This is a genomic window from Streptomyces sp. NPDC046215 (assembly GCF_040646215.1).
GTDB classification, from domain to species: Bacteria; Actinomycetota; Actinomycetes; order Streptomycetales; family Streptomycetaceae; genus Streptomyces; species Streptomyces stramineus.
The window spans coordinates 13,779-32,628 of record NZ_JBEYZW010000022.1; the positions used below are offsets into that span (position 1 = coordinate 13,779).

Below are 18,850 nucleotides of genomic sequence, written 5' to 3' on the forward strand. Positions count from 1 at the left end.
GGGAGGGCGCCGCGGTGCCGCCCGCCGACCCGGAGGACACCCTCGAACTGGAGCTGCCCGGCGAACCCGCCGCGTTCGGCCCCCGGGAGTGGCCGGCGGCACCCGGCGGCACGGGCGGCCGCACGGCCGACGACCCGCTCGACGCCCTCGCCGACTGGGGCCCCGCCCGGACCGGGGCGGGCACCTTCCGGCTCCTCCCCGCCCGGCCCGAGTGCGATCTGACGCTCATCGCCCGCTGGATGAACGACCCCGCCGTCGACGCCTTCTGGGAGCTCGCCGGCCCCGAGGACGTCACTGCCGCCCACCTCCGCGCCCAGCTCGACGGCGACGGCCGCAGCGTCCCCTGCCTAGGCCTCCTCGACGACGTTCCGATGAGCTACTGGGAGGTCTACCGCGCGGACCTCGACCCCCTCGCCCGCCACTACCCGGCCAGGCCGCACGACACCGGGATCCACCTGCTGATCGGCAGGGTCGCCGACCGGGGCCGGGGCCTCGGCACCCGGCTGCTGCGCACCGTGGCGGACCTCATCCTGGACCACCGGCCCGCCTGCGCCCGTGTCGTCTCCGAGCCCGACCTGTGGAACGTCCCCTCCGTCGCGGCCTTCCTCGGCGCGGGCTTCCGGCTGTCCGCGGAGATCGAACTGCCGGGCAAGCGAGCGGCCCTGGTGATCCGCGACCGTGCGCTGCGCGGCGTCCTCTAGGGGCGCACGGGGTTCTCGATCCGCTGTACTTTCCGTGAGGGCTGCGGTGATGTCAGTGCCGCCCCTTAGGCTGGAACAGCTATGACTGCCACCTCCTCGCCCTCCCTCGCCGACCTGCTGCACGCCGCCGTCACCGCCGTCGGCGGCACGGAGCGGCCCGGTCAGGTCACCATGGCCGAAGCCGTCGCCGAAGCCGTCGACGGCGATGCCCACCTGCTCGTCCAGGCGGGCACCGGCACCGGAAAGTCCCTCGGCTATCTGGTGCCCGCCCTCGCGCACGGCGAGCGCGTCGTCGTGGCCACGGCCACGCTCGCGCTCCAGCGGCAGCTCGTCGAGCGTGATCTTCCGCGCACGGTCGACGCCCTCCAGCCGCTGCTACGCCGCCGCCCGCAGTTCGCGATGCTCAAGGGCCGGTCGAACTACCTGTGCCTGCACCGGCTGCACGAGGGGGTGCCGCAGGAGGAGGAAGAGGGGCTGTTCGACCCCTTCGAGGCGGCGGCCCCCTCCAGCAAGCTCGGCAAGGACCTCCTGCGCCTGCGCGACTGGTCGGACGAGACCGAGACCGGTGACCGCGACGACCTCACCCCCGGAGTCTCCGACCGCGCGTGGTCCCAGGTCTCGGTCACCTCGCGCGAGTGCCTCGGGGCGTCGAAGTGCGCGTACGGTCCGGAGTGCTTCGCCGAGGCCGCCCGCGAGCGGGCCAAGCTCGCCGATGTGGTGGTCACCAACCACGCCCTGCTGGCCATCGACGCCATCGAGGGCGCGCCCGTGCTGCCCGGCCACGAGGTCCTGATCGTCGACGAGGCCCACGAGCTGGTCTCCCGGGTCACCGGCGTCGCCACCGGCGAGCTCACCCCGGGCCAGGTCAACCGCGCGGTGCGCCGGGCCGCCAAGCTCGTCGACGAGAAGGCCGCCGACGCCCTGCAGACCGCGTCCGAGAGCTTCGAGCGGCTGATGGAGCTCGCCCTTCCGGGCCGCCTGGAGGAGATCCCCGAGGACCTCCTGTACGCCTTGACGGCCCTGCGGGACGCGGCCCGCACGGTCATCTCGGCCATCGGCAACACCCGCGACAAGTCCGTCCAGGACGAGGACGTCGTCCGCAAGCAGGCGCTGGCCGCCGTGGAGAGCATCCACACGGTGGCCGAGCGCATCGTCGAGGGCTCGGAGTACGACGTCGTCTGGTACGAGCGCCACGACCGCTTCGGGGCGTCCCTGCGGGTCGCGCCGCTCTCGGTGTCCGGCCTGCTGCGGGAGAAGCTCTTCAGCGAGCGTTCCGTCGTCCTCACCTCGGCCACGCTCAAGCTCGGCGGCGATTTCAACGGCGTCGGCGCCTCCCTCGGGCTGGCCCCCGAGGGCACCGGCGGCGAGGACAGCCCGCAGTGGAAGGGCGTCGACGTCGGCTCCCCCTTCGACTACCCCAAGCAGGGGATCCTCTACGTCGCGAAGCACCTGGCCCAGCCCGGCCGGGAGGGCAGCCGCACGGACATGCTCGACGAGCTGGCCGAGCTGGTCGAGGCCGCCGGAGGCCGGACGCTCGGGCTGTTCTCGTCGATGCGGGCCGCCCAGGCAGCGGCGGAGGCGCTGCGCGGGCGGCTCGACGTCCCGATCCTGCTCCAGGGCGAGGAGACCCTCGGCGAGCTCATCCGGAACTTCGCCGCCGACCCCCGTACCTGCCTGTTCGGCACCCTGTCCCTGTGGCAGGGCGTCGATGTCCCGGGGGCGAGCTGTCAGCTCGTCGTGATGGACCGGGTGCCGTTCCCGCGCCCCGACGATCCGCTGATGAGCGCCCGGCAGAAGGCGGTGGAGGAGGCAGGCGGCAACGGCTTCATGGCCGTCGCGGCGACTCACGCGGCGCTGCTGATGGCCCAGGGAGCGGGCCGCCTCGTCCGGGCGACCGGTGATCGCGGTGTGGTCGCGGTGCTCGATCCCCGGCTGGCCACCGCCCGCTACGGCAGCTTCCTGCGCGCGTCCATGCCCGATTTCTGGTACACGACGGACCGTAATCAGGCGCGTCGCTCGCTGGCCGCCATCGACGCGGCGGCCACGGCGGACGGGAAGTAGCGGCCGGGGACGCAGGCCGGGCAGCAGCAGGCCCCGGAACCGGCGCAGTGGTTCCGGGGCCTGGTCTTGCGACGCGCCGTCAGACCCGGCGCAGTACTGCGACCACCTTGCCCAGGATCGTCGCCTCATCGCCCGGAATGGGCTGGTAGGCGGCGTTGTGCGGGAGCAGCCAGACATGGCCGTCCTCGCGCTTGAAGCGCTTGACCGTGGCCTCGCCGTCGAGCATCGCGGCCACGATGTCACCGTTCTCGGCGACGGGCTGGCGGCGCACCGTCACCCAGTCGCCGTCACAGATCGCGGCCTCGACCATGGAGTCGCCGACCACCTTCAGGACGAACAGCTCGCCGTCACCCACCAGTTGGCGGGGGAGGGGGAAGACGTCCTCGACGGACTCCTCGGCGAGGATCGGCCCACCGGCGGCGATCCGGCCGACCAGGGGGACGTAGGAGGCGGCCGGCTTCCCGGTGGTGTCGGTGGGCTGCGAGCTGGGCTGGTCCGAGCCGCGCACCTCGTAGGCGCGGGGACGGTGCGGGTCCCTGCGCAGGAACCCCTTGCGCTCCAGGGCCATGAGCTGGTGGGCCACCGACGAGGTGCTCGACAGCCCCACCGCCTGGCCGATCTCCCGCATGGAGGGCGGATAGCCCCGGCGCTGGACGGAGTCCCGGATGACTTCGATCACCCGGCGCTGCCGATCGGTGAGCCCCGAGCTGTCCGCCCGGATGCCTGGAGGTCGTCCTGGAAGCGCGCGAGCGGGCTTCGGCCCCTCGGCGTTCATGCCTGCGTCATTCATCGGGTGTGCCTGGTCGAGTCGGTTCTGGGAGCGGTCCTGGGCGGTGATGGTGGCGCTGTCTGCGGTGGTGGTCACGTCGGCCCCTCTCGAGATGTTCTCCCTAGCTGGACAACGGTAGTTGCTTTCGAAAGGTTGCGCCAAACACACGTTCGAGTGAAATATCGAAGATTGGCTGACGTGGTCGAGCGGGAGGGTGTACGGCTGAAGATCAATTCGGGCTATTACGGTACCCTTCGGAAACAGCTTCCGAGGGTTCCCCGCGGCCCGGGCCCGGCCCCGCCGGGCGCTGCCGGGCCCCGTCGGGGCCTGACGCCAGTGTGGCACCGGCGCCCCCGGCAGGCTGCGCCCGGGTCCGCTCGCGTAGGCTCGTGCCCCGTTGCAGCGGCCCGACACGCGTTCGCGGCGCTTGACCCCCTGGCACCAGATCTAGTGGTTTGATGGCGGCAGCCACCCACAGCTTGTGGTCGCGGACCATCGCCGGTCATTCCTGGTCGCGGTCATCGCCTATGCTGGGGGCTGCTTCACGAGGCCCGAACGAGGGTCTTTCGAAGCCGGAGATCGTGCACAGTCCTATGAGGGTGAGGAGGGTGGAGAGCCATGCACTGCCCCTTCTGCAGGCACCCCGACAGCCGGGTCGTCGACAGTCGGACCACCGATGACGGCTGCTCGATCCGCAGGCGCCGCCAGTGCCCCGACTGCTCGCGCAGGTTCACGACCGTAGAGACCGCGTCACTGATGGTGATCAAGCGCAGCGGGGTCACCGAGCCGTTCAGCCGCAACAAGGTCATCTCCGGGGTGCGCAAGGCGTGCCAGGGCCGCCCGGTCACCGAGGACGCCCTGGCCCAGCTCGGTCAGCGTGTCGAAGAGGCGGTGCGCGCCACGGGCAGCGCCGAGCTCTCCACGCACGACGTCGGGCTCGCCATACTCGGCCCCCTCCGGGACCTCGACCTCGTCGCGTACCTGCGGTTCGCGTCCGTGTACCAGGCGTTCGACTCGCTCGAGGACTTCGAGGCCGCCGTGGCGGAGCTGCGCGAGCAGCGGCCCGTCGCGGCCGCCGGTGACGGCGGCGCGGCCCCGGAGGTCCCCGCGCCGGCCACGGCCGCCGAGTAGCGGCGACACAAAAACAGACCAGCCCGGTGCGCCTCGCGCCCCGGGTGGAAGACAGACATCCGCGCCACGGAAGAATTGGGCGCATTAGGGCGTTTTGCCCGTAGAGGGAGGCGGCATGACCGAGACGACGAGCGGCCCGGCACGAGGTTCCCGCTCCAAGGGAAACAAGGGCGGCAAGGGTCTGCGCATCGAACGCATCCACACCACTCCCGGCGTGCATCCGTACGATGAGGTGGTCTGGGAGCGTCGTGACGTCGTCATGACCAACTGGCGCGACGGCTCGATCAACTTCGAGCAGCGGGGCGTCGAGTTCCCCGACTTCTGGTCGGTCAACGCGGTCAACATCGTCACGAGCAAGTACTTCCGTGGTGCGGTCGGCTCGCCCGAGCGCGAGTCCGGCCTCAAGCAGCTCATCGACCGCGTGGTGAAGACCTACCGCAAGGCCGGCGAGGAGCACGGTTACTTCGCCTCCCCCGCGGACGCGGAGATCTTCGAGCACGAGCTCGCGTACGCGCTGCTGCACCAGGTCTTCAGCTTCAACTCGCCGGTCTGGTTCAACGTCGGCACCGCCCAGCCCCAGCAGGTCTCCGCCTGCTTCATCCTCTCCGTCGACGACTCCATGGAGTCGATCCTCGACTGGTACAAGGAAGAGGGGATGATCTTCAAGGGCGGCTCGGGCGCCGGCCTGAACCTCTCGCGCATCCGCTCCTCCAAGGAGCTCCTCTCCTCCGGCGGCAACGCCTCCGGCCCGGTCTCCTTCATGCGCGGCGCGGACGCGTCCGCAGGAACGATCAAGTCGGGCGGCGCCACCCGCCGCGCGGCCAAGATGGTCGTGCTCGACGTGGACCACCCGGACGTCGAGGCGTTCATCGAGACCAAGGTGAAGGAAGAGGAGAAGGTCCGCGCCCTGCGCGACGCCGGCTTCGACATGGACCTGGGCGGCGACGACATCACGTCCGTCCAGTACCAGAACGCCAACAACTCCGTCCGCGTCAACGACGAGTTCATGAAGGCCGTCGAGAGCGGCTCGAAGTTCGGCCTCCGCGGCCGGATGACCGGTGAGGTCATCGAGGAGATCGACGCCAAGGGCCTCTTCCGCAAGATGGCCGAGGCGGCCTGGGCCTGTGCCGACCCCGGCATCCAGTACGACGACACGATCAACCACTGGCACACCTCGCCGGAGTCGGGCCGGATCACCGCGTCCAACCCGTGCAGCGAGTACATGCACCTGGACAACTCCTCGTGCAACCTCGCCTCGCTCAACCTCATGAAGTTCCTGCGCGACGACGACCAGGGCAACCAGTCGTTCGACGCCGAGCGCTTCGCCAAGGTCGTCGAGCTGGTCATCACGGCGATGGACATCTCCATCTGCTTCGCGGACTTCCCGACGGAGAAGATCGGCGAGACCACCCGCGCCTTCCGCCAGCTGGGCATCGGCTACGCCAACCTCGGCGCCCTGCTGATGGCGACCGGTCACGCGTACGACAGCGACGGCGGCCGCGCGCTCGCCGGCGCCATCACCTCGCTGATGACGGGCACCTCCTACCGGCGCTCCGCCGAGCTGGCCGCGGTCGTCGGCCCGTACGACGGCTACGCCCGCAACGCCGACGCCCACCGGCGCGTCATGAAGCAGCACGCCGACGCCAACGGTGTCGCCCCGCGCGCCGACGACCTCGACACCCCGGTGTGGGCCGCGGCGACCGAGGCGTGGCAGGACGTCATCCGCCTCGGTGAGAAGAACGGCTTCCGCAACGCCCAGGCGTCGGTGCTCGCCCCCACCGGCACCATCGGCCTGATGATGGACTGCGACACCACGGGCGTCGAGCCGGACCTGGCCCTGGTCAAGTTCAAGAAGCTCGTCGGCGGCGGTTCGATGCAGATCGTGAACAACACGGTGCCCAAGGCGCTCAAGCGCCTGGGCTACCAGCCGGAGCAGGTAGAGGCGATCGTCGCCCACATCGCCGAGCACGGCAATGTGATCGACGCCCCGGGCCTGCGGGCCGAGCACTACGAGGTCTTCGACTGCGCCATGGGCGAGCGCGCGATCTCCGCCATGGGCCACGTGCGCATGATGGCCGCCGCGCAGCCGTTCCTCTCGGGTGCCATCTCCAAGACGGTGAACCTGCCGGAGTCGGCCACCGTCGAGGAGGTCGAGGAGGTCTACTACGAGGGCTGGAAGCTCGGCCTGAAGGCCCTCGCGATCTACCGCGACAACTGCAAGGTCGGCCAGCCGCTCTCCGCGAAGAAGAAGGAGGAGGCGAAGGCCCCCGAGGCCGCCGTCCCCGCCGCCGTGGAGAAGGTCGTCGAGTACCGCCCGGTCCGCAAGCGGCTGCCCAAGGGCCGCCCGGGGATCACCACCTCCTTCACGGTCGGTGGCGCCGAGGGCTACATGACGGCGAACTCCTACCCGGACGACGGTCTCGGTGAGGTCTTCCTGAAGATGTCCAAGCAGGGTTCGACCCTCGCGGGCATGATGGACGCCTTCTCGATCGCCGTCTCGGTGGGTCTGCAGTACGGCGTGCCGCTGGAGACCTACGTCTCCAAGTTCACCAACATGCGCTTCGAGCCGGCCGGTATGACCGACGACCCGGACGTGCGGATGGCGCAGTCGATCGTCGACTACATCTTCCGCCGCCTGGCGCTGGACTTCCTGCCGTTCGAGACGCGCTCGGCGCTGGGCATCCACTCCGCCGAGGAGCGCCAGCGTCACCTGGACACCGGTTCGTACGAGCCGTCCGACGACGAGATGGACGTCGAGGGGCTGGCGCAGTCCGCGCCGCGCCAGGTCGCCGCCCCGAAGGCGGAGTCCCCGGCCCAGCCCGAGCCCGCGGCGGCGGTTCCGGCCCCGAAGCAGGCCCACAACTCCACCGAACTGGTGGAGATGCAGCTCGGTCTGAACGCGGACGCGCCCCTGTGCTTCTCCTGTGGCACGAAGATGCGCCGTGCGGGCAGCTGCTACCTCTGTGAGGGCTGCGGCTCCACCAGCGGCTGCAGCTGACAGCGAAGGCGGGAGGGGGCGCCGGCTCTGTGCCGGCGCCCCCTCCCGCCTTTTCCGCCCCGGGGCGGGCCCTCAGGAACGGGCGCCCATCTTCTCGGCGAATGCGGCGGGGTCGGTGTCGAAGCCCCGGAGAGTTCTGTGGAATTCCCATCCGCCGGTCTCCGCGCGGGTGAACTCCGCCACGGTCGCGGCCGTCGCTTCCCGGACCCCGGAGAAATCGTCGGCCGCGAGTTCGGTGTACCCCTCGCGAATGCGCAGGCCCGTCCCGGCGATATCGCCGAACGTCGTCCTTCCGCCCTGCTGCTGGATGGCCACGCCCACCACGACACGGGCGTAGGAAGGGGCCAGCCGGTCCAGCTCCAGGATCATGACCTCGTCGAAACCGAAGCCCTGCCCCGTGCGGCTGTCCCGGTTGAGAGTGATGGTCCCGTCGGGCGACCGGCTTCCGAAGTGCACGATGTACGCGGGCTCGCCGTGCGCGTCGTGCGCGGGATAGGTCGCCGCGACGATGTCGAGGTCGTGCGCCGGTGTGCCCGCGGGGCTGGGGTCCCACTTGAGCGCCACTTCGATTTTCGCGAGTCCTTTGTTGAGACTGCTCACCGGACTTCCCCTCCTGGGAACTGTGCGATCTCGTCCGCAACCACCAGGGACGTGGCGTCGGTTGCTTCATGCTGTCACGGGAGACGGAGGTCGGTCCCGGCTTCGGCCGCGCTGATCGCGATGTCGTTGATGGCGGCTTCCCGGCGGCTCATCAATCCGTTCGCGTCGAACTCCCACTGCTCGTTGCCGTAGCTGTGCCACCACTGGCCGTCCGCGTCGCGCCACTCGTAGCGGAACCGGACCGAGATGCGATTGCCGGTCCAGGACCAGAGGTCCTTGCTGAGCCGGTAGTCGAGCTCTTTGCGCCACTTGCGGCGGAGGAATTCCCGGATCTCCTCGCGGCCGGTGAGGAACTCGTCCCGGTTCCGCCAGACGCAGTCCTCGGTGTAGGCGAGGGCGACCCGCTCGGGGTCGCGGCTGTTCCAGGCGTCCTCGGCCGCCCGCACTTTGGCGCGGGCGCTCTCCTCGTCGAAGGGCGGCAGCGGCGGGCGCTGTGTCGTGGCTCGCTCGGGCATGGCGGGGCCTTTCCGCTGAAGGAGAGAACGATCGTTCTCTCGGTGTGCCGTAGCCTAGAGAACGAACGTTCTCTTCGCTAGTCGGGAGTGGCATGGACAACGCAGAGGTCGACGAGCGGGTGCTCGACGCCGCGGAGGCGCTCTTTTACGAACACGGCGTGCAGGCGGTCGGCATGGACCGGGTCCGGGGTGTCTCCGGGGTCTCGCTCAAGCGCCTTTACCAGCGATTCCCGTCCAAGGAGATCCTGGTGGAGACCTATTTGCGGCGGCGCGACCGACGCTGGCGCGCGGCCATGGCCGCCGCTGTCGCCGCCGCACCCGAGCGGGAGCGGCCTCTCGCGGTATTCGACTGGCTGCACGCGTGGTGCGGCGAGCCGGACTTCCGGGGGTGCGCGTTCCTCAACGCTTTCGGGGAGATGGGGACGGGCTCACCGGCCGTGGCCGGTGCCGTGCGCGACCACAAGGCCGCGATGCGGAGCTACCTCCTCGACCTGGCCCGGTCCGCCGGAGCGCGCGAGCCGGAGCACCTGGCTGATCAGCTGACCGTCCTCGTGGACGGGGCGATCGCCACGGCCGCGGTCACCGGAGATCCCGCAGCGGCACGCAGCGCGCGCGCCGCCGCCGCGGTACTGCTCTCGGCCGCCACGGCGGCCGATCAGCACCGTAAACCCGGCGGCTGCGGGCTCGCGGGGCAGGCGTCCGGCCTGTCGTCCCCTACCTGAATACTTGACGGCATATCCGACCAAGAGGAGTGAACGACGCGATGAGCGAGTCCCTGTGGGGCGGCGGAGAGCTGGACCTGGACGCCTACCTGGCGCGCATCAAGGTGACCGGCGATATCCGGCCCGATCTGGCGACACTCCGGGCCGTGCACCGCGCTCATGTGGCCGCTTTCCCCTTCGAGAATCTGGAAATCCTCCTCGGCCGGCCGATCCTGCTGGAGATCAAGGCGCTGCAGGACAAGATGGTCGCGCGGCGCCGGGGCGGCTACTGCTACGAGCAGAATCTGCTGTTTGCCGCCGCCCTGGAACGCATCGGTTTCTCCTTCACCGGAATCGGCGCGCGCGTCCGCATGGGCAGCGACAAGCTGCGCCCCGTCACCCATATGGCGCTGAAGGTCGAGGCGGACGGCGGGCACTGGCTGTGCGACGTCGGCTTCGGCGGCGAAGGGCTGCTGGAGCCGCTGCCCTTCCACAACGGGGTGCGGGTGCGGCAGGGAGACTGGACCTTCGGCATCCACCCCGAGGGGGCCGAGGGGTCTCAGGAGGCCGGGGGGTCCGCCGGATCTGCGGGGTCCGGCGAGGCGGGGATTCGCGTGCTGCGCTCCCTCCACCCGGATGGCTGGTTCGACCTGTACGCTTTCGGCCCCGAAGAGCGATTTCCGGTCGACTACGTCGTGATGAACCACTACACCTCCACGTACCCGCATTCGCCGTTCGTCTCCCGGCCGGTGGTGCAGCAGACCGGCCCCGACGCCCGGTGGAACCTCGTGGGCTCGGTGTTCTCGGTCGCGCGGCCTGACGGGTCGTCCGATCAACATGAGGTGGGGGCCCCGGAGTTGGCGGAACTGCTGGCAGAGAAGTTCCGGATCGAGCTCAGTGAGGCTGATGCGCAGACGCTCGCGCGCGTGTGCTCCGCCGGTAGCTGATTACGGGGCGCCGTTCGCACCGTACGATGGCGCGGTGCTGGTCAAGTGGATTCGCTGCACCGTGGTGGACCGCCGCGGTTTCGAGCGGGGGCAGCGGAAATGGGCGGGGTTGCTGGGCGAGCCCGGATTCCGGGGCCAGGGCGGGGGGTGGAGCCGGGGGCGCCCCCGCGTGGCGCACCTCTTCGGCTTCTGGGAGAGCAGGGCGTTCTACGACTCCTTCATGGCGCGCTCGCACGACAGGCTCGCCGCCGCGCAGACCGGCACCTACAAGGACAGCCAGGTGCGGTTGTTCGAGCACCGCTTCGATGTGAAGGTGGGCTTCCGGCCGCAGTTCGCGGACGCGGACGTGGTCCGCGTCGCGCACTGCCGGGTCCGGGAGGAGCGGGTCGAGCACTTCACCCTCATGCAGGAGAAAGTGTGGAATCCGGCCATGGCCGGATCTCCGGGAATGCTCCGGGGCGTGTTCGGGGAGGCGCCGGGCCGGGAATTCCTGGTGCTGTCCATGTGGAACTCCGAGGCGGAGCACGGCAAATACCGGGCGGAGCGGGTGGAACGGCTCGCCCTGCGCGCCCAGATCGAAGCGGACGTCGCGGCCATCGGCGGCGACATCGTCGCGTTAGAGCCGTCCTGGACGGTATGACCCGCTCCGGCCGCGCCGGCGCGCCCCGCCCGGCGATCGGGTGGCGGGGCACCGAGGCATTCGGCCCGCGTTCGATCTAGGGTGGCGGCATGTCACGGCCCCGGCGCATCGTCCTCATCCGACACGGAGAGTCGGCGGGCAACATCGACGACACCGTCTACGAACGGGAACCCGACCACGCCCTGAGTCTGACCGAGCGCGGCCGCAAGCAGGCCCGGGAAGCCGGCGTCCACCTGCGCGAGCTGTTCGGGGACGAACGGGTGTCCGCCTACGTCTCCCCCTACCGCCGCACCCACCAGACCTTCCACGCCCTCGGGCTCGATCCGGGCCGGGTCCGCGTCCGCGAGGAGCCGCGCCTGCGCGAGCAGGACTGGGGAAACTGGCAGGACCCCGCGGAGGTGCGCAAACAGAAGGTCTACCGCAACGCCTACGGGCACTTCTTCTACCGCTTCGCCCAGGGCGAGTCCGGCGCGGACGTCTACGACCGGGTCGGCGCCTTCCTGGAGAGCCTGTGGCGCAGCTTCGAGGACCCCGACCACCCGCCGAACGTCCTGCTGGTCACGCACGGGCTGACCATGAGGCTGTTCTGCATGCGGTGGCTGCACTGGACCGTCGCCGAGTTCGAGTCCCTGTCGAACCCGGGCAACGGCGAGACCCGGGCCCTGGTCCTCGGGACCGACGGCCGCTACCACCTGGACCGGCCGTTCGAGCGCTGGTACACCCCCGAACCGTACGGCTTCACCGGTTAGAGTTCGCAGCGATGACCGCTGACCGATTCCACCGAGCCCTGGGGAGCCTGCGCGGGCTGGCCCTGGGTGACGCCCTCGGCTCCCAGTTCTTCGTCCCCGCCCATTACCCCGCCCTCAAGCGCCGCGAGCTGCCGCCCGCCCCCTGGCAGTGGACCGACGACACCGAGATGGCCTGCTCCGTGCTGGCCGTGCTGGCCGAGCACGGCCGCATCGACCAGGACGCCCTCGCGCACTCCTTCGCCGAGCACCACGACTTCGACCGCGGCTACGGCCCGGCGGTCAACCGGATGCTGCGCCTGATCAGGGAGGGCGGGGACTGGCGCGAACTGGCCGCCGCCCTCTTCCAGGGCCAGGGCTCCTGGGGCAACGGCGCGGCCATGCGCATCGCCCCGCTCGGCGCCTGGTACGCGGACGACCCCGAGCAGGCGACGCACCAGGCCGAGATCTCGGCCTACACCACCCACCAGCACCGCGAGGCGGTGGCCGGGAGCATGGCGGTGGCCGCCGCGGCCGCCATCGCCGCGGGCTCCACCGGGCCCGCCCCGGAGGAGCTCCTGGACGGAGTGATCGCGCTGGTGCCGCGCAGCGCCGTCCAGGCGGGGCTGCGGCGCGCCCGCGACATGCTCGACTACGGGGACGCGAACACCGTCGCCGCCGTCCTCGGCTGCGGCCGGCGCACCAGCGCCCACGACACCGTGCCGTTCGCCCTGTGGGCCGCCGCCCGCAGCCTCAGCTCGTTCGAAACGGCGTTTTGGACGACGGCGCAGGCCGGCGGCGATGTGGACACCACGAGCGCCATCGCCGGAGGGGTCGTCGCGGCGAGCGAGCGGGGAGCGCCGCCCGCCGCGTGGCTGGAGCGTACGGAGGCTCTGCCGGGCTGGTTGCCCGCCGCCGGGGGCTGAGCGGACGAACAGGTGAGGGGGCGGGGCTACTGCGTCCGGCGCCGGGGGCGTACGCTTGCTGGCGCCATGCCGTACGAACCGCCTACCCACACCGTCGAGCGCTCCCTGCGCGCCACGACCGGAGCCAAGGTCGTCGCCGGAGTCGACGAGGTCGGCCGCGGGGCCTGGGCCGGACCGGTCACCGTGTGCGCGGCCGTCACCGGCCTGCGCCGCCCCCCGGAGGGTCTGACCGACTCCAAGCTGCTGACGCCGAAGCGGCGCACCGCGCTGGCCGCGCAGCTGGAGGAATGGGTCACCGCCCACGCCCTCGGCCACTCCTCGCCGCAGGAGATCGACGAGCTGGGCATGACGGCGGCCCTGCGCCTGGCCGCGTGCCGTGCGCTGGATGCCCTGCCCGTGCGGCCCGACGCGATCATCCTCGACGGCAAGCACGACTACCTCGGCGACCCCTGGCGGGTCCGTACGGTCATCAAGGGCGATCAGTCCTGCGTGGTCGTCGCCGCCGCCTCGGTGATCGCCAAGGTGCGGCGCGACGCCATGATGGCCGAACTGGGTGCCGACCACGCCGACTTCGGGTTCTGCGACAACGCCGGATATCCCTCGCCGGTGCACCGCGCCGCCCTGGAGGTGCTGGGCCCCACCCCGCACCACCGGCTGTCCTGGTCCTATCTGGACGCGCTGCCCAGGTGGCAGCACCTCAAGCGGGCCCGCAGCGCCCCCGAAGCACTCGCTCTGGAGGCCGGTGGCCAGCTCGGTTTCGAATTCTGAGTGGCCCGAACCGCCACCCGCCGGTCAGACTCGTACCGGTGTTTGATAAATATCAACTCATGCCTCTCTTCCCCGAGGAGCCTCAGATTCACGAGAGTGTCCCGGGTCCCCGCGCAGTTCCGGCCGCCGGCCGCAGCGCGTCGACCCCCCGCCCCGTTCCTGGTCCCCGCCCGGTCCCGATGCGGCCCGGCAGCCCCGGCTCCCCTCGCGGCCCCGTGCCGGCACCGCGCGCCCCGCGCGCCACGGTGACGGCCGCTCCGGCCGCCCCTGCTCCGGCCCCGGCGGCCGGTCCGCAGATCCAGCTGATCCCCGCCTCCGCGCAGGGTGCGCTGGACGCCGCGGACGAGGCCGTCGACCTGTTGCTCGACACCGGGCGCGAGCCCGGCGAGATCCTCGTGCTCACCACCGGTGATCCGCACCCGTGGGCGGCGCACGAACTGTCCTTCGGCGAGGCGTCCTACTGGGCGCAGCACGACGCCGGGGACGACGTCTTCTACGCGGCCGCCGACGCCACGCGGCTGCGGCCCCGCCCCGTCGTCGTCATCGCCGTCAACGGTGGCGCGGACGACGCGCTGACCGGCGCCCCGGCCCGTGCGGGCGCCCTGCTGATCGTCTGCGGTGACCCGCAGCGGGTCAACGGCCTCCTTCCGGCAGCCGTCTGAAGGGCGAATCCGGCGGTCACCCGCCCCTGGCGGGGCAGGGGTGACCGCGGGTTCGTCCCCGTCAGCGGACCGCCGCGCGGCGGTCCGCCGATATCGCCCCGGCGGAGCCGGCCGGTGGCGTCCGGTGCGCGGGTGACCGTGGGCGGCGCCCGCTGCGCCCTTCGCCGAGGATCGTCCAGCCTTTCGCCGTCAGCGTGATGTACGCGCCGCAGCGCAGGCCGTGCAGGGTGCAGGCGTCGCGCAGCCCCCACATCCAGGCGCCGTCCTCCTCGGTCCAACGGGCCTCGCCCTCACGGCAGTAGAGCAGCACGGCCGTCCGGACGGGGGTGCGGCGGCGCAGGTCGTGCGGGATCACCCGGCGCAACCGGGCGAGCAGGGCGTTGCGGAGCTCCCAGCCGTCGGCCGGGACGGACCGCCGGGCGAACGAGGCACTGGCCGCGAGCCGTTCGTCGGGATCGAGAACGGCGACGACCGCCGTCGACGGCGTCGGCACGTGGCGTTCGTGCAGTCCCGTGACCACCTCGCGGGGGTTGCGTAACAAGGGGATCCCGGCGGCGGCCCACTCGGCGGGCTCGAGCAGGCGGCCGCTCCGGGGGCCGGAGCCCGCGGGCGGCGGCGGAGCGAAGGTGAAGGCCATGATCCTCCCTTCGGCTGCGTGCCCACGTGCGGGACCGCGGTGCCGGGCGCGCGTGGGCACCACGACGGCAGTCCCGGCGGACCATGGACGGGCGGGGCGGGGGGTCGGTCCAATTCTTCCGGCCGGACCGGTGCGCGGCAACGACCGATTGACGCCACCGCCCTGTACCGGGCAGCGCGCTCCGGCTCTTCCTGCCCCGCGGCCCCGCCCGGTACCCGCTTATCCCTGCACCGCGAGTACCAGGGGGAGCACGTCCCCCGCCCCGGCCCGCCGCAGCAGCCGCGCGGCCACCGCCAGGGTCCAGCCCGTGTCGGCCAGATCGTCGACGAGCAGCACCGGGCCCCCTGCCGAGGCCAGCGCATCGGCGAGCGCCGGCGGCACGGTCAGCGCTCCGTCCAGCGCCCGCAGGCGCTGGGCGCTGTTGGTGCGCGGCAGCCGGGTGTCCGCGTCGGCGTCCCGGTACTCGACCGTGCCGAGCAGCGGCATGCGGCCGACCGCGGCGATGCGCTCGCCCAGCGACCGGACCAGCCGGGGCCGGGTGCGGGAGGCGACAGTGACCACGCCCACCGGCCGGGCGAGTGCGGCATCGCCCGACGCCCAACCACCCGGGCCGCGGGCCCAGTCGGCCAGGACGGTGACCACCGCGTCCGCCACGTCGTCCGGAACCTCCGTGTCCGGTGCCTGCGGGGCGAGGAGGGGGCGCAAGCGGTTGCCCCAGCCGATGTCGGACAGCCGGCCGAGGGCCCGGCCGGAAGCGGCCTGTTCCCCGGCGGGGATGCGGCCCTTGAGATCCACGCCGACCGCGGGCATGCCCGTCGGCCACATGCGCCGCGGCTCGACCTCGACCCCGGGGCGTCCCAGCTCGCCCCGTGAGGCGTCGAGCGCCACCGCGGACACCTCCGCGGTGAACCGCGGGGCGGCGCAGTTGTCACAGCGGCCGCAGGGGGCGGCCTGCTCGTCGTCGAGCTGCCGGCGCAGGAACTCCATCCGGCACTCGGTCGTGGTGGCGTAGTCGCGCATCGCCTGCTGCTCGGCCTCGCGCTGCCGCGCAACCCAGGCGTACCGCTCCGCGTCATACGTCCACGGCCGTCCGGTCGCCGTCCAGCCGCCGCGCACCCGGTGCACCGCGCCGTCCACGTCGAGGACCTTGAGCATGGTCTCCAGGCGGGAGCGCCGGAGCTCGACCTGCGGTTCCAGGGCGGGCAGGGACACCGGGCGGTCCGACGCGGCCAGTACGTCGAGCGTGCGGCGCACCTGCTCCTCGGAGGGGAAGGCGAGGGAGGCGAAGTACTTCCAGATGGCCTCGTCCTCACGGCCCGGGAGCAGCAGCACTTCCGCGTGCTCCACGCCACGGCCCGCGCGGCCCACCTGCTGGTAGTAGGCGATGGGGGAGGAGGGGGACCCCAGGTGGACCACGAAGCCCAGGTCGGGCTTGTCGAAGCCCATGCCCAGCGCGGAGGTGGCGACCAGGGCCTTGACGCGGTTGGCGAGGAGATCCTCCTCCGCCTGCTGCCGGTCGGCGTTCTCGGTCTTGCCGGTGTACGAGGCGACCGTGTGGCCGCGCCGGCGCAGGAACGCCGTCACCTCCTCCGCGGCGGCGACGGTCAGGGTGTAGACGATGCCGGAGCCGGGCAGCTCGTCGAGGTGGTCGGCGAGCCAGGCCAGCCGGTGCGCGGCGTCGGGGAGGCGCAGGACGCCCAGGCTGAGGCTCTCCCGGTCCAGGGGGCCGCGCAGCACCAGCGCTTCCTCGCCCTCTCCCGTGCCCAGCTGCTCGGCGACGTCGGCGGTGACCCGCGCGTTGGCCGTGGCGGTCGTCGCGAGCACCGGCACGCCGGGGGAGAGGTCGGCCAGCATGGTGCGCAGCCGGCGGTAGTCGGGCCGGAAGTCGTGCCCCCAGTCGGAGATGCAGTGGGCCTCGTCGACGACCAGCAGGCCGGTGGCGGCGGCGAGCTTGGGCAGGACCTGGTCGCGGAAATCGGGGTTGTTGAGGCGCTCGGGGCTCACCAGCAGCACATCGACCTCGCCCGCGGCCACCTCGGCCTGGACGGTGTCCCACTCCTCGGTGTTGGCCGAATTGATCGTGCGGGCGCGGATGCCCGCGCGCGCTGCCGCCTCCACCTGGTTGCGCATCAGGGCGAGCAGGGGGGAGACGATCACTGTGGGGCCGCTGCCGCGTGCGCGCAGCAGCGCCGTCGCGACGAAGTACACGGCCGACTTGCCCCAGCCCGTCCGCTGGACGACCAGCGCACGGCGGTGGTGGGCGACGAGCGCCTCGATCGCGCGCCACTGATCCTCGCGCAGTCTCGCTCTGCCCGTGGTGTCCCCGACGAGACGGGCCAGAACGGTGTCGGCCGAGATGCGGAGGTCTTCGTTGGTCATGCCCCCATGCAACACGAGGCCACTGACAAAGCGCGAACGAGACCGCGGGCCTGTGGAAAACCCCGGTGCGGGGGAGACGGGCCCATCCACAGGATTAGTACGACAAGATGCCTGTGGTTATCCACAGGGCTGGTGGGGCCCGGCGGGTCCGCGGGAGCCTCGGGCCATGACGATGCACAACGACCCGGCCCACCCGTCCACCCCCGCCGGCCCGCCGGAGCCCCACGAGGAGCAGCAGGTCACGCTCCGCAGCCCGGCCGAGCTGGCCGACGCCCTGCCGTACCTTCTCGGCTTTCATCCGACCGACAGCCTGGTCATGAGCGCGCTCCACGGCGACCAGGGCCGTTTCGGGGGCCGCCTGAGGCTCGGCATTCCCCGCGCCCCCGAGGAGTGGCCGGACATCTGCGACCAGCTCGCCGAGACCCTCCTCTCCGGCAGCAACAAGCGCGGCGCCCGGCCCGACGGCGTCGTCCTGTTCCTGTGCCAGGACCCCGCGCCCGGGGAGACCTCGCGGGAGGTGATGGAACGGCTGCGCCCGCTCGCCCAGTGCCTGCGCCTGGCCTGCGGCCGACTGGAGATGCCCGTGTACGAGGCCCTGTGCATCTCCGACGGCCGCTTCTGGTCCTACTGCTGCCCGGACGCCCGCTGCTGCCCGCCGGACGGCACGCCCCTCTCCCTCCCCGGCACCTCGGTCATGGCCGCGACCGCCACCTACGCGGGCATCGAGGTGCGCGGCACCCTGCGGGAGATGGAGGCCCGGTACGCGCCGCTCACCGGTGACCGGGCCCGGGACCAGCTGCGCGCACTGGACGTCGCGGCGGCGGAGCTGGTGCCGCGCATCCTGCGCGGCACCGAGTGCGAGACCGTGCGCCAGGAGACGCTGGATCTGGCGGGCATGGCGGCGAGCCGCTTCCACGAAGCGCCACCGCTGCCCCGGCGCACCGAGTCCGACGCGCGCGACGACTCCCTCCTCGCCGACGAGGAAGCCGCCGCGATCATCATCGGGCTCCAGGACCGCGTGACGCGCGACCGCGCGGCGGAATGGATGGAGGGGCCGCAGGCCCCGGCCTTCCTGCGGATGTGGCGGGCCCTCGCCCGCCGCTGCGTGCCCCCGTACGCCGAACACGCCGCCGCCCCCGTCACCCTCGCCGGGTGGGTCGCGTGGTCGACCGGTGACCAGCCGGCCGCCCGCGTCGCCCTCGGCAGGGCCCTGGCCCTCGACCCCGAGTACGTCTTCGCCCAGCTCCTCCACCGGGCGTGCAACGAGGGCCTGGACCCGGAGCCGCTGCGCCGGTGCCTGCGCGGAGAACGGGCCGATCGCGCGCTGCGGGACGCGGTGCGCGCGGAGGAGAGGCGCGTCGAGTCCGCGGCCGCGGCCGTGGCGGACAGCGCGCGGAAGCCGGAAAGGGCGCGCCGCCGCACCCGGCCGGGCGGGCCCGGGGGCAGCACCCGGCCCGGCGGGCCGGGCCCCATGGCCAAGGCACGCGCGCGCCGCAAGGACGGTCAGGTGAAGGCCCGCGGCGAGCAGGAGCGTCCGCAGTGAAGGCGGCGGCGAGGGGGTGCCGGGCCGGGCACCGTGACTTCGGCGGGCCCGGCGCCGTTCATCTGAGTGGCCCGCAAAAGCTGTCCGTCGTCCGGTCCGTGACACCCGCAGGGGAGCGCAGGCAAGTGCAAGGCATCGTCCCCCATG

17 protein-coding genes are annotated in these 18,850 nt (G+C 72.1%); 12 read left to right on the plus strand and 5 right to left on the minus strand.

Annotated elements, in window-relative coordinates:
- Nucleotides 1-14: 14 nt before the first annotated feature.
- A complete protein-coding gene (locus tag ABZ951_RS12565) occupies nt 15-701 on the plus strand; it encodes a GNAT family N-acetyltransferase (RefSeq protein WP_344089933.1) in 687 nt (228 codons plus the stop codon).
- Nucleotides 702-782: 81 nt separating this feature from the next.
- Nucleotides 783-2,762 (plus strand): ATP-dependent DNA helicase, encoded by a 1,980-nt coding sequence (locus ABZ951_RS12570; RefSeq protein WP_344089931.1) that lies wholly within the window; start codon nt 783-785, stop codon nt 2,760-2,762.
- Nucleotides 2,763-2,841: 79 nt separating this feature from the next.
- On the opposite strand, the gene lexA is transcribed toward ABZ951_RS12570, so the two are convergent.
- Entirely contained in the window at nt 2,842-3,627 is a 786-nt protein-coding gene (gene lexA / locus ABZ951_RS12575) for a transcriptional repressor LexA (protein ID WP_344089929.1), read from the minus strand.
- 522 nt (nt 3,628-4,149) lie between these two features.
- On the opposite strand from lexA, the gene nrdR reads away from it, so the two are divergent.
- Nucleotides 4,150-4,662, plus strand: a complete 513-nt coding sequence (gene nrdR, locus ABZ951_RS12580) for a transcriptional regulator NrdR (protein ID WP_344089927.1) — start codon at nt 4,150-4,152, stop codon at nt 4,660-4,662.
- 115 nt (nt 4,663-4,777) lie between these two features.
- Nucleotides 4,778-7,660 (plus strand): vitamin B12-dependent ribonucleotide reductase, encoded by a 2,883-nt coding sequence (locus ABZ951_RS12585; protein WP_344089925.1) that lies wholly within the window; start codon nt 4,778-4,780, stop codon nt 7,658-7,660.
- 72 nt (nt 7,661-7,732) lie between these two features.
- On the opposite strand, the gene ABZ951_RS12590 is transcribed toward ABZ951_RS12585, so the two are convergent.
- Nucleotides 7,733-8,260: a TerD family protein gene (locus ABZ951_RS12590; RefSeq protein ID WP_344089923.1), complete on the minus strand. Its 528-nt coding sequence runs from the start codon at nt 8,258-8,260 to the stop codon at nt 7,733-7,735.
- Nucleotides 8,261-8,334: 74 nt separating this feature from the next.
- Nucleotides 8,335-8,775, minus strand: a complete 441-nt coding sequence (locus tag ABZ951_RS12595; RefSeq protein ID WP_344089921.1) for a nuclear transport factor 2 family protein — start codon at nt 8,773-8,775, stop codon at nt 8,335-8,337.
- Between the two features lie 92 nt (nt 8,776-8,867).
- Between ABZ951_RS12595 and ABZ951_RS12600 the strand changes: the two genes are divergently transcribed.
- From ABZ951_RS12600 to ABZ951_RS12630, 7 genes are all read left to right on the plus strand, one after another.
- Nucleotides 8,868-9,497: a TetR/AcrR family transcriptional regulator gene (locus ABZ951_RS12600; protein WP_344089918.1), complete on the plus strand. Its 630-nt coding sequence runs from the start codon at nt 8,868-8,870 to the stop codon at nt 9,495-9,497.
- Between the two features lie 41 nt (nt 9,498-9,538).
- Nucleotides 9,539-10,423, plus strand: a complete 885-nt coding sequence (locus ABZ951_RS12605) for an arylamine N-acetyltransferase (protein WP_344089916.1) — start codon at nt 9,539-9,541, stop codon at nt 10,421-10,423.
- A gap of 34 nt (nt 10,424-10,457) precedes the next feature.
- Nucleotides 10,458-11,063, plus strand: coding sequence for a YdbC family protein (locus ABZ951_RS12610; RefSeq protein ID WP_344089914.1), 606 nt, complete (start codon nt 10,458-10,460; stop codon nt 11,061-11,063).
- Between the two features lie 89 nt (nt 11,064-11,152).
- Nucleotides 11,153-11,812 carry a histidine phosphatase family protein gene (locus ABZ951_RS12615; protein WP_344089912.1) on the plus strand — a complete coding sequence of 220 codons (660 nt, stop codon included), beginning with the start codon at nt 11,153-11,155 and terminating at the stop codon, nt 11,810-11,812.
- 11 nt (nt 11,813-11,823) lie between these two features.
- Nucleotides 11,824-12,714 (plus strand): ADP-ribosylglycohydrolase family protein, encoded by an 891-nt coding sequence (locus ABZ951_RS12620; protein WP_344089910.1) that lies wholly within the window; start codon nt 11,824-11,826, stop codon nt 12,712-12,714.
- A 66-nt stretch (nt 12,715-12,780) separates the two neighbouring features.
- Entirely contained in the window at nt 12,781-13,482 is a 702-nt protein-coding gene (locus ABZ951_RS12625; RefSeq protein ID WP_344089908.1) for a ribonuclease HII, read from the plus strand.
- 59 nt (nt 13,483-13,541) lie between these two features.
- Entirely contained in the window at nt 13,542-14,144 is a 603-nt protein-coding gene (locus tag ABZ951_RS12630; protein WP_344089906.1) for a hypothetical protein, read from the plus strand.
- 61 nt (nt 14,145-14,205) lie between these two features.
- Here the strand turns inward: ABZ951_RS12630 and ABZ951_RS12635 are convergent, their stop codons facing one another.
- Both ABZ951_RS12635 and ABZ951_RS12640 read right to left on the minus strand, forming a co-directional pair.
- The gene (locus ABZ951_RS12635) at nt 14,206-14,781 is read right to left on the minus strand and encodes a hypothetical protein (protein ID WP_344089904.1); all 576 of its coding nucleotides are present in this window, start codon (nt 14,779-14,781) and stop codon (nt 14,206-14,208) included.
- Nucleotides 14,782-15,000: 219 nt separating this feature from the next.
- Nucleotides 15,001-17,160 carry a RecQ family ATP-dependent DNA helicase gene (locus ABZ951_RS12640; protein ID WP_344089902.1) on the minus strand — a complete coding sequence of 720 codons (2,160 nt, stop codon included), beginning with the start codon at nt 17,158-17,160 and terminating at the stop codon, nt 15,001-15,003.
- A gap of 172 nt (nt 17,161-17,332) precedes the next feature.
- Here ABZ951_RS12640 and ABZ951_RS12645 point away from each other — a divergent pair, with 172 nt between their 5' ends.
- Nucleotides 17,333-18,703 (plus strand): DUF4192 domain-containing protein, encoded by a 1,371-nt coding sequence (locus ABZ951_RS12645; protein WP_344090029.1) that lies wholly within the window; start codon nt 17,333-17,335, stop codon nt 18,701-18,703.
- Nucleotides 18,704-18,850: the final 147 nt, after the last annotated feature.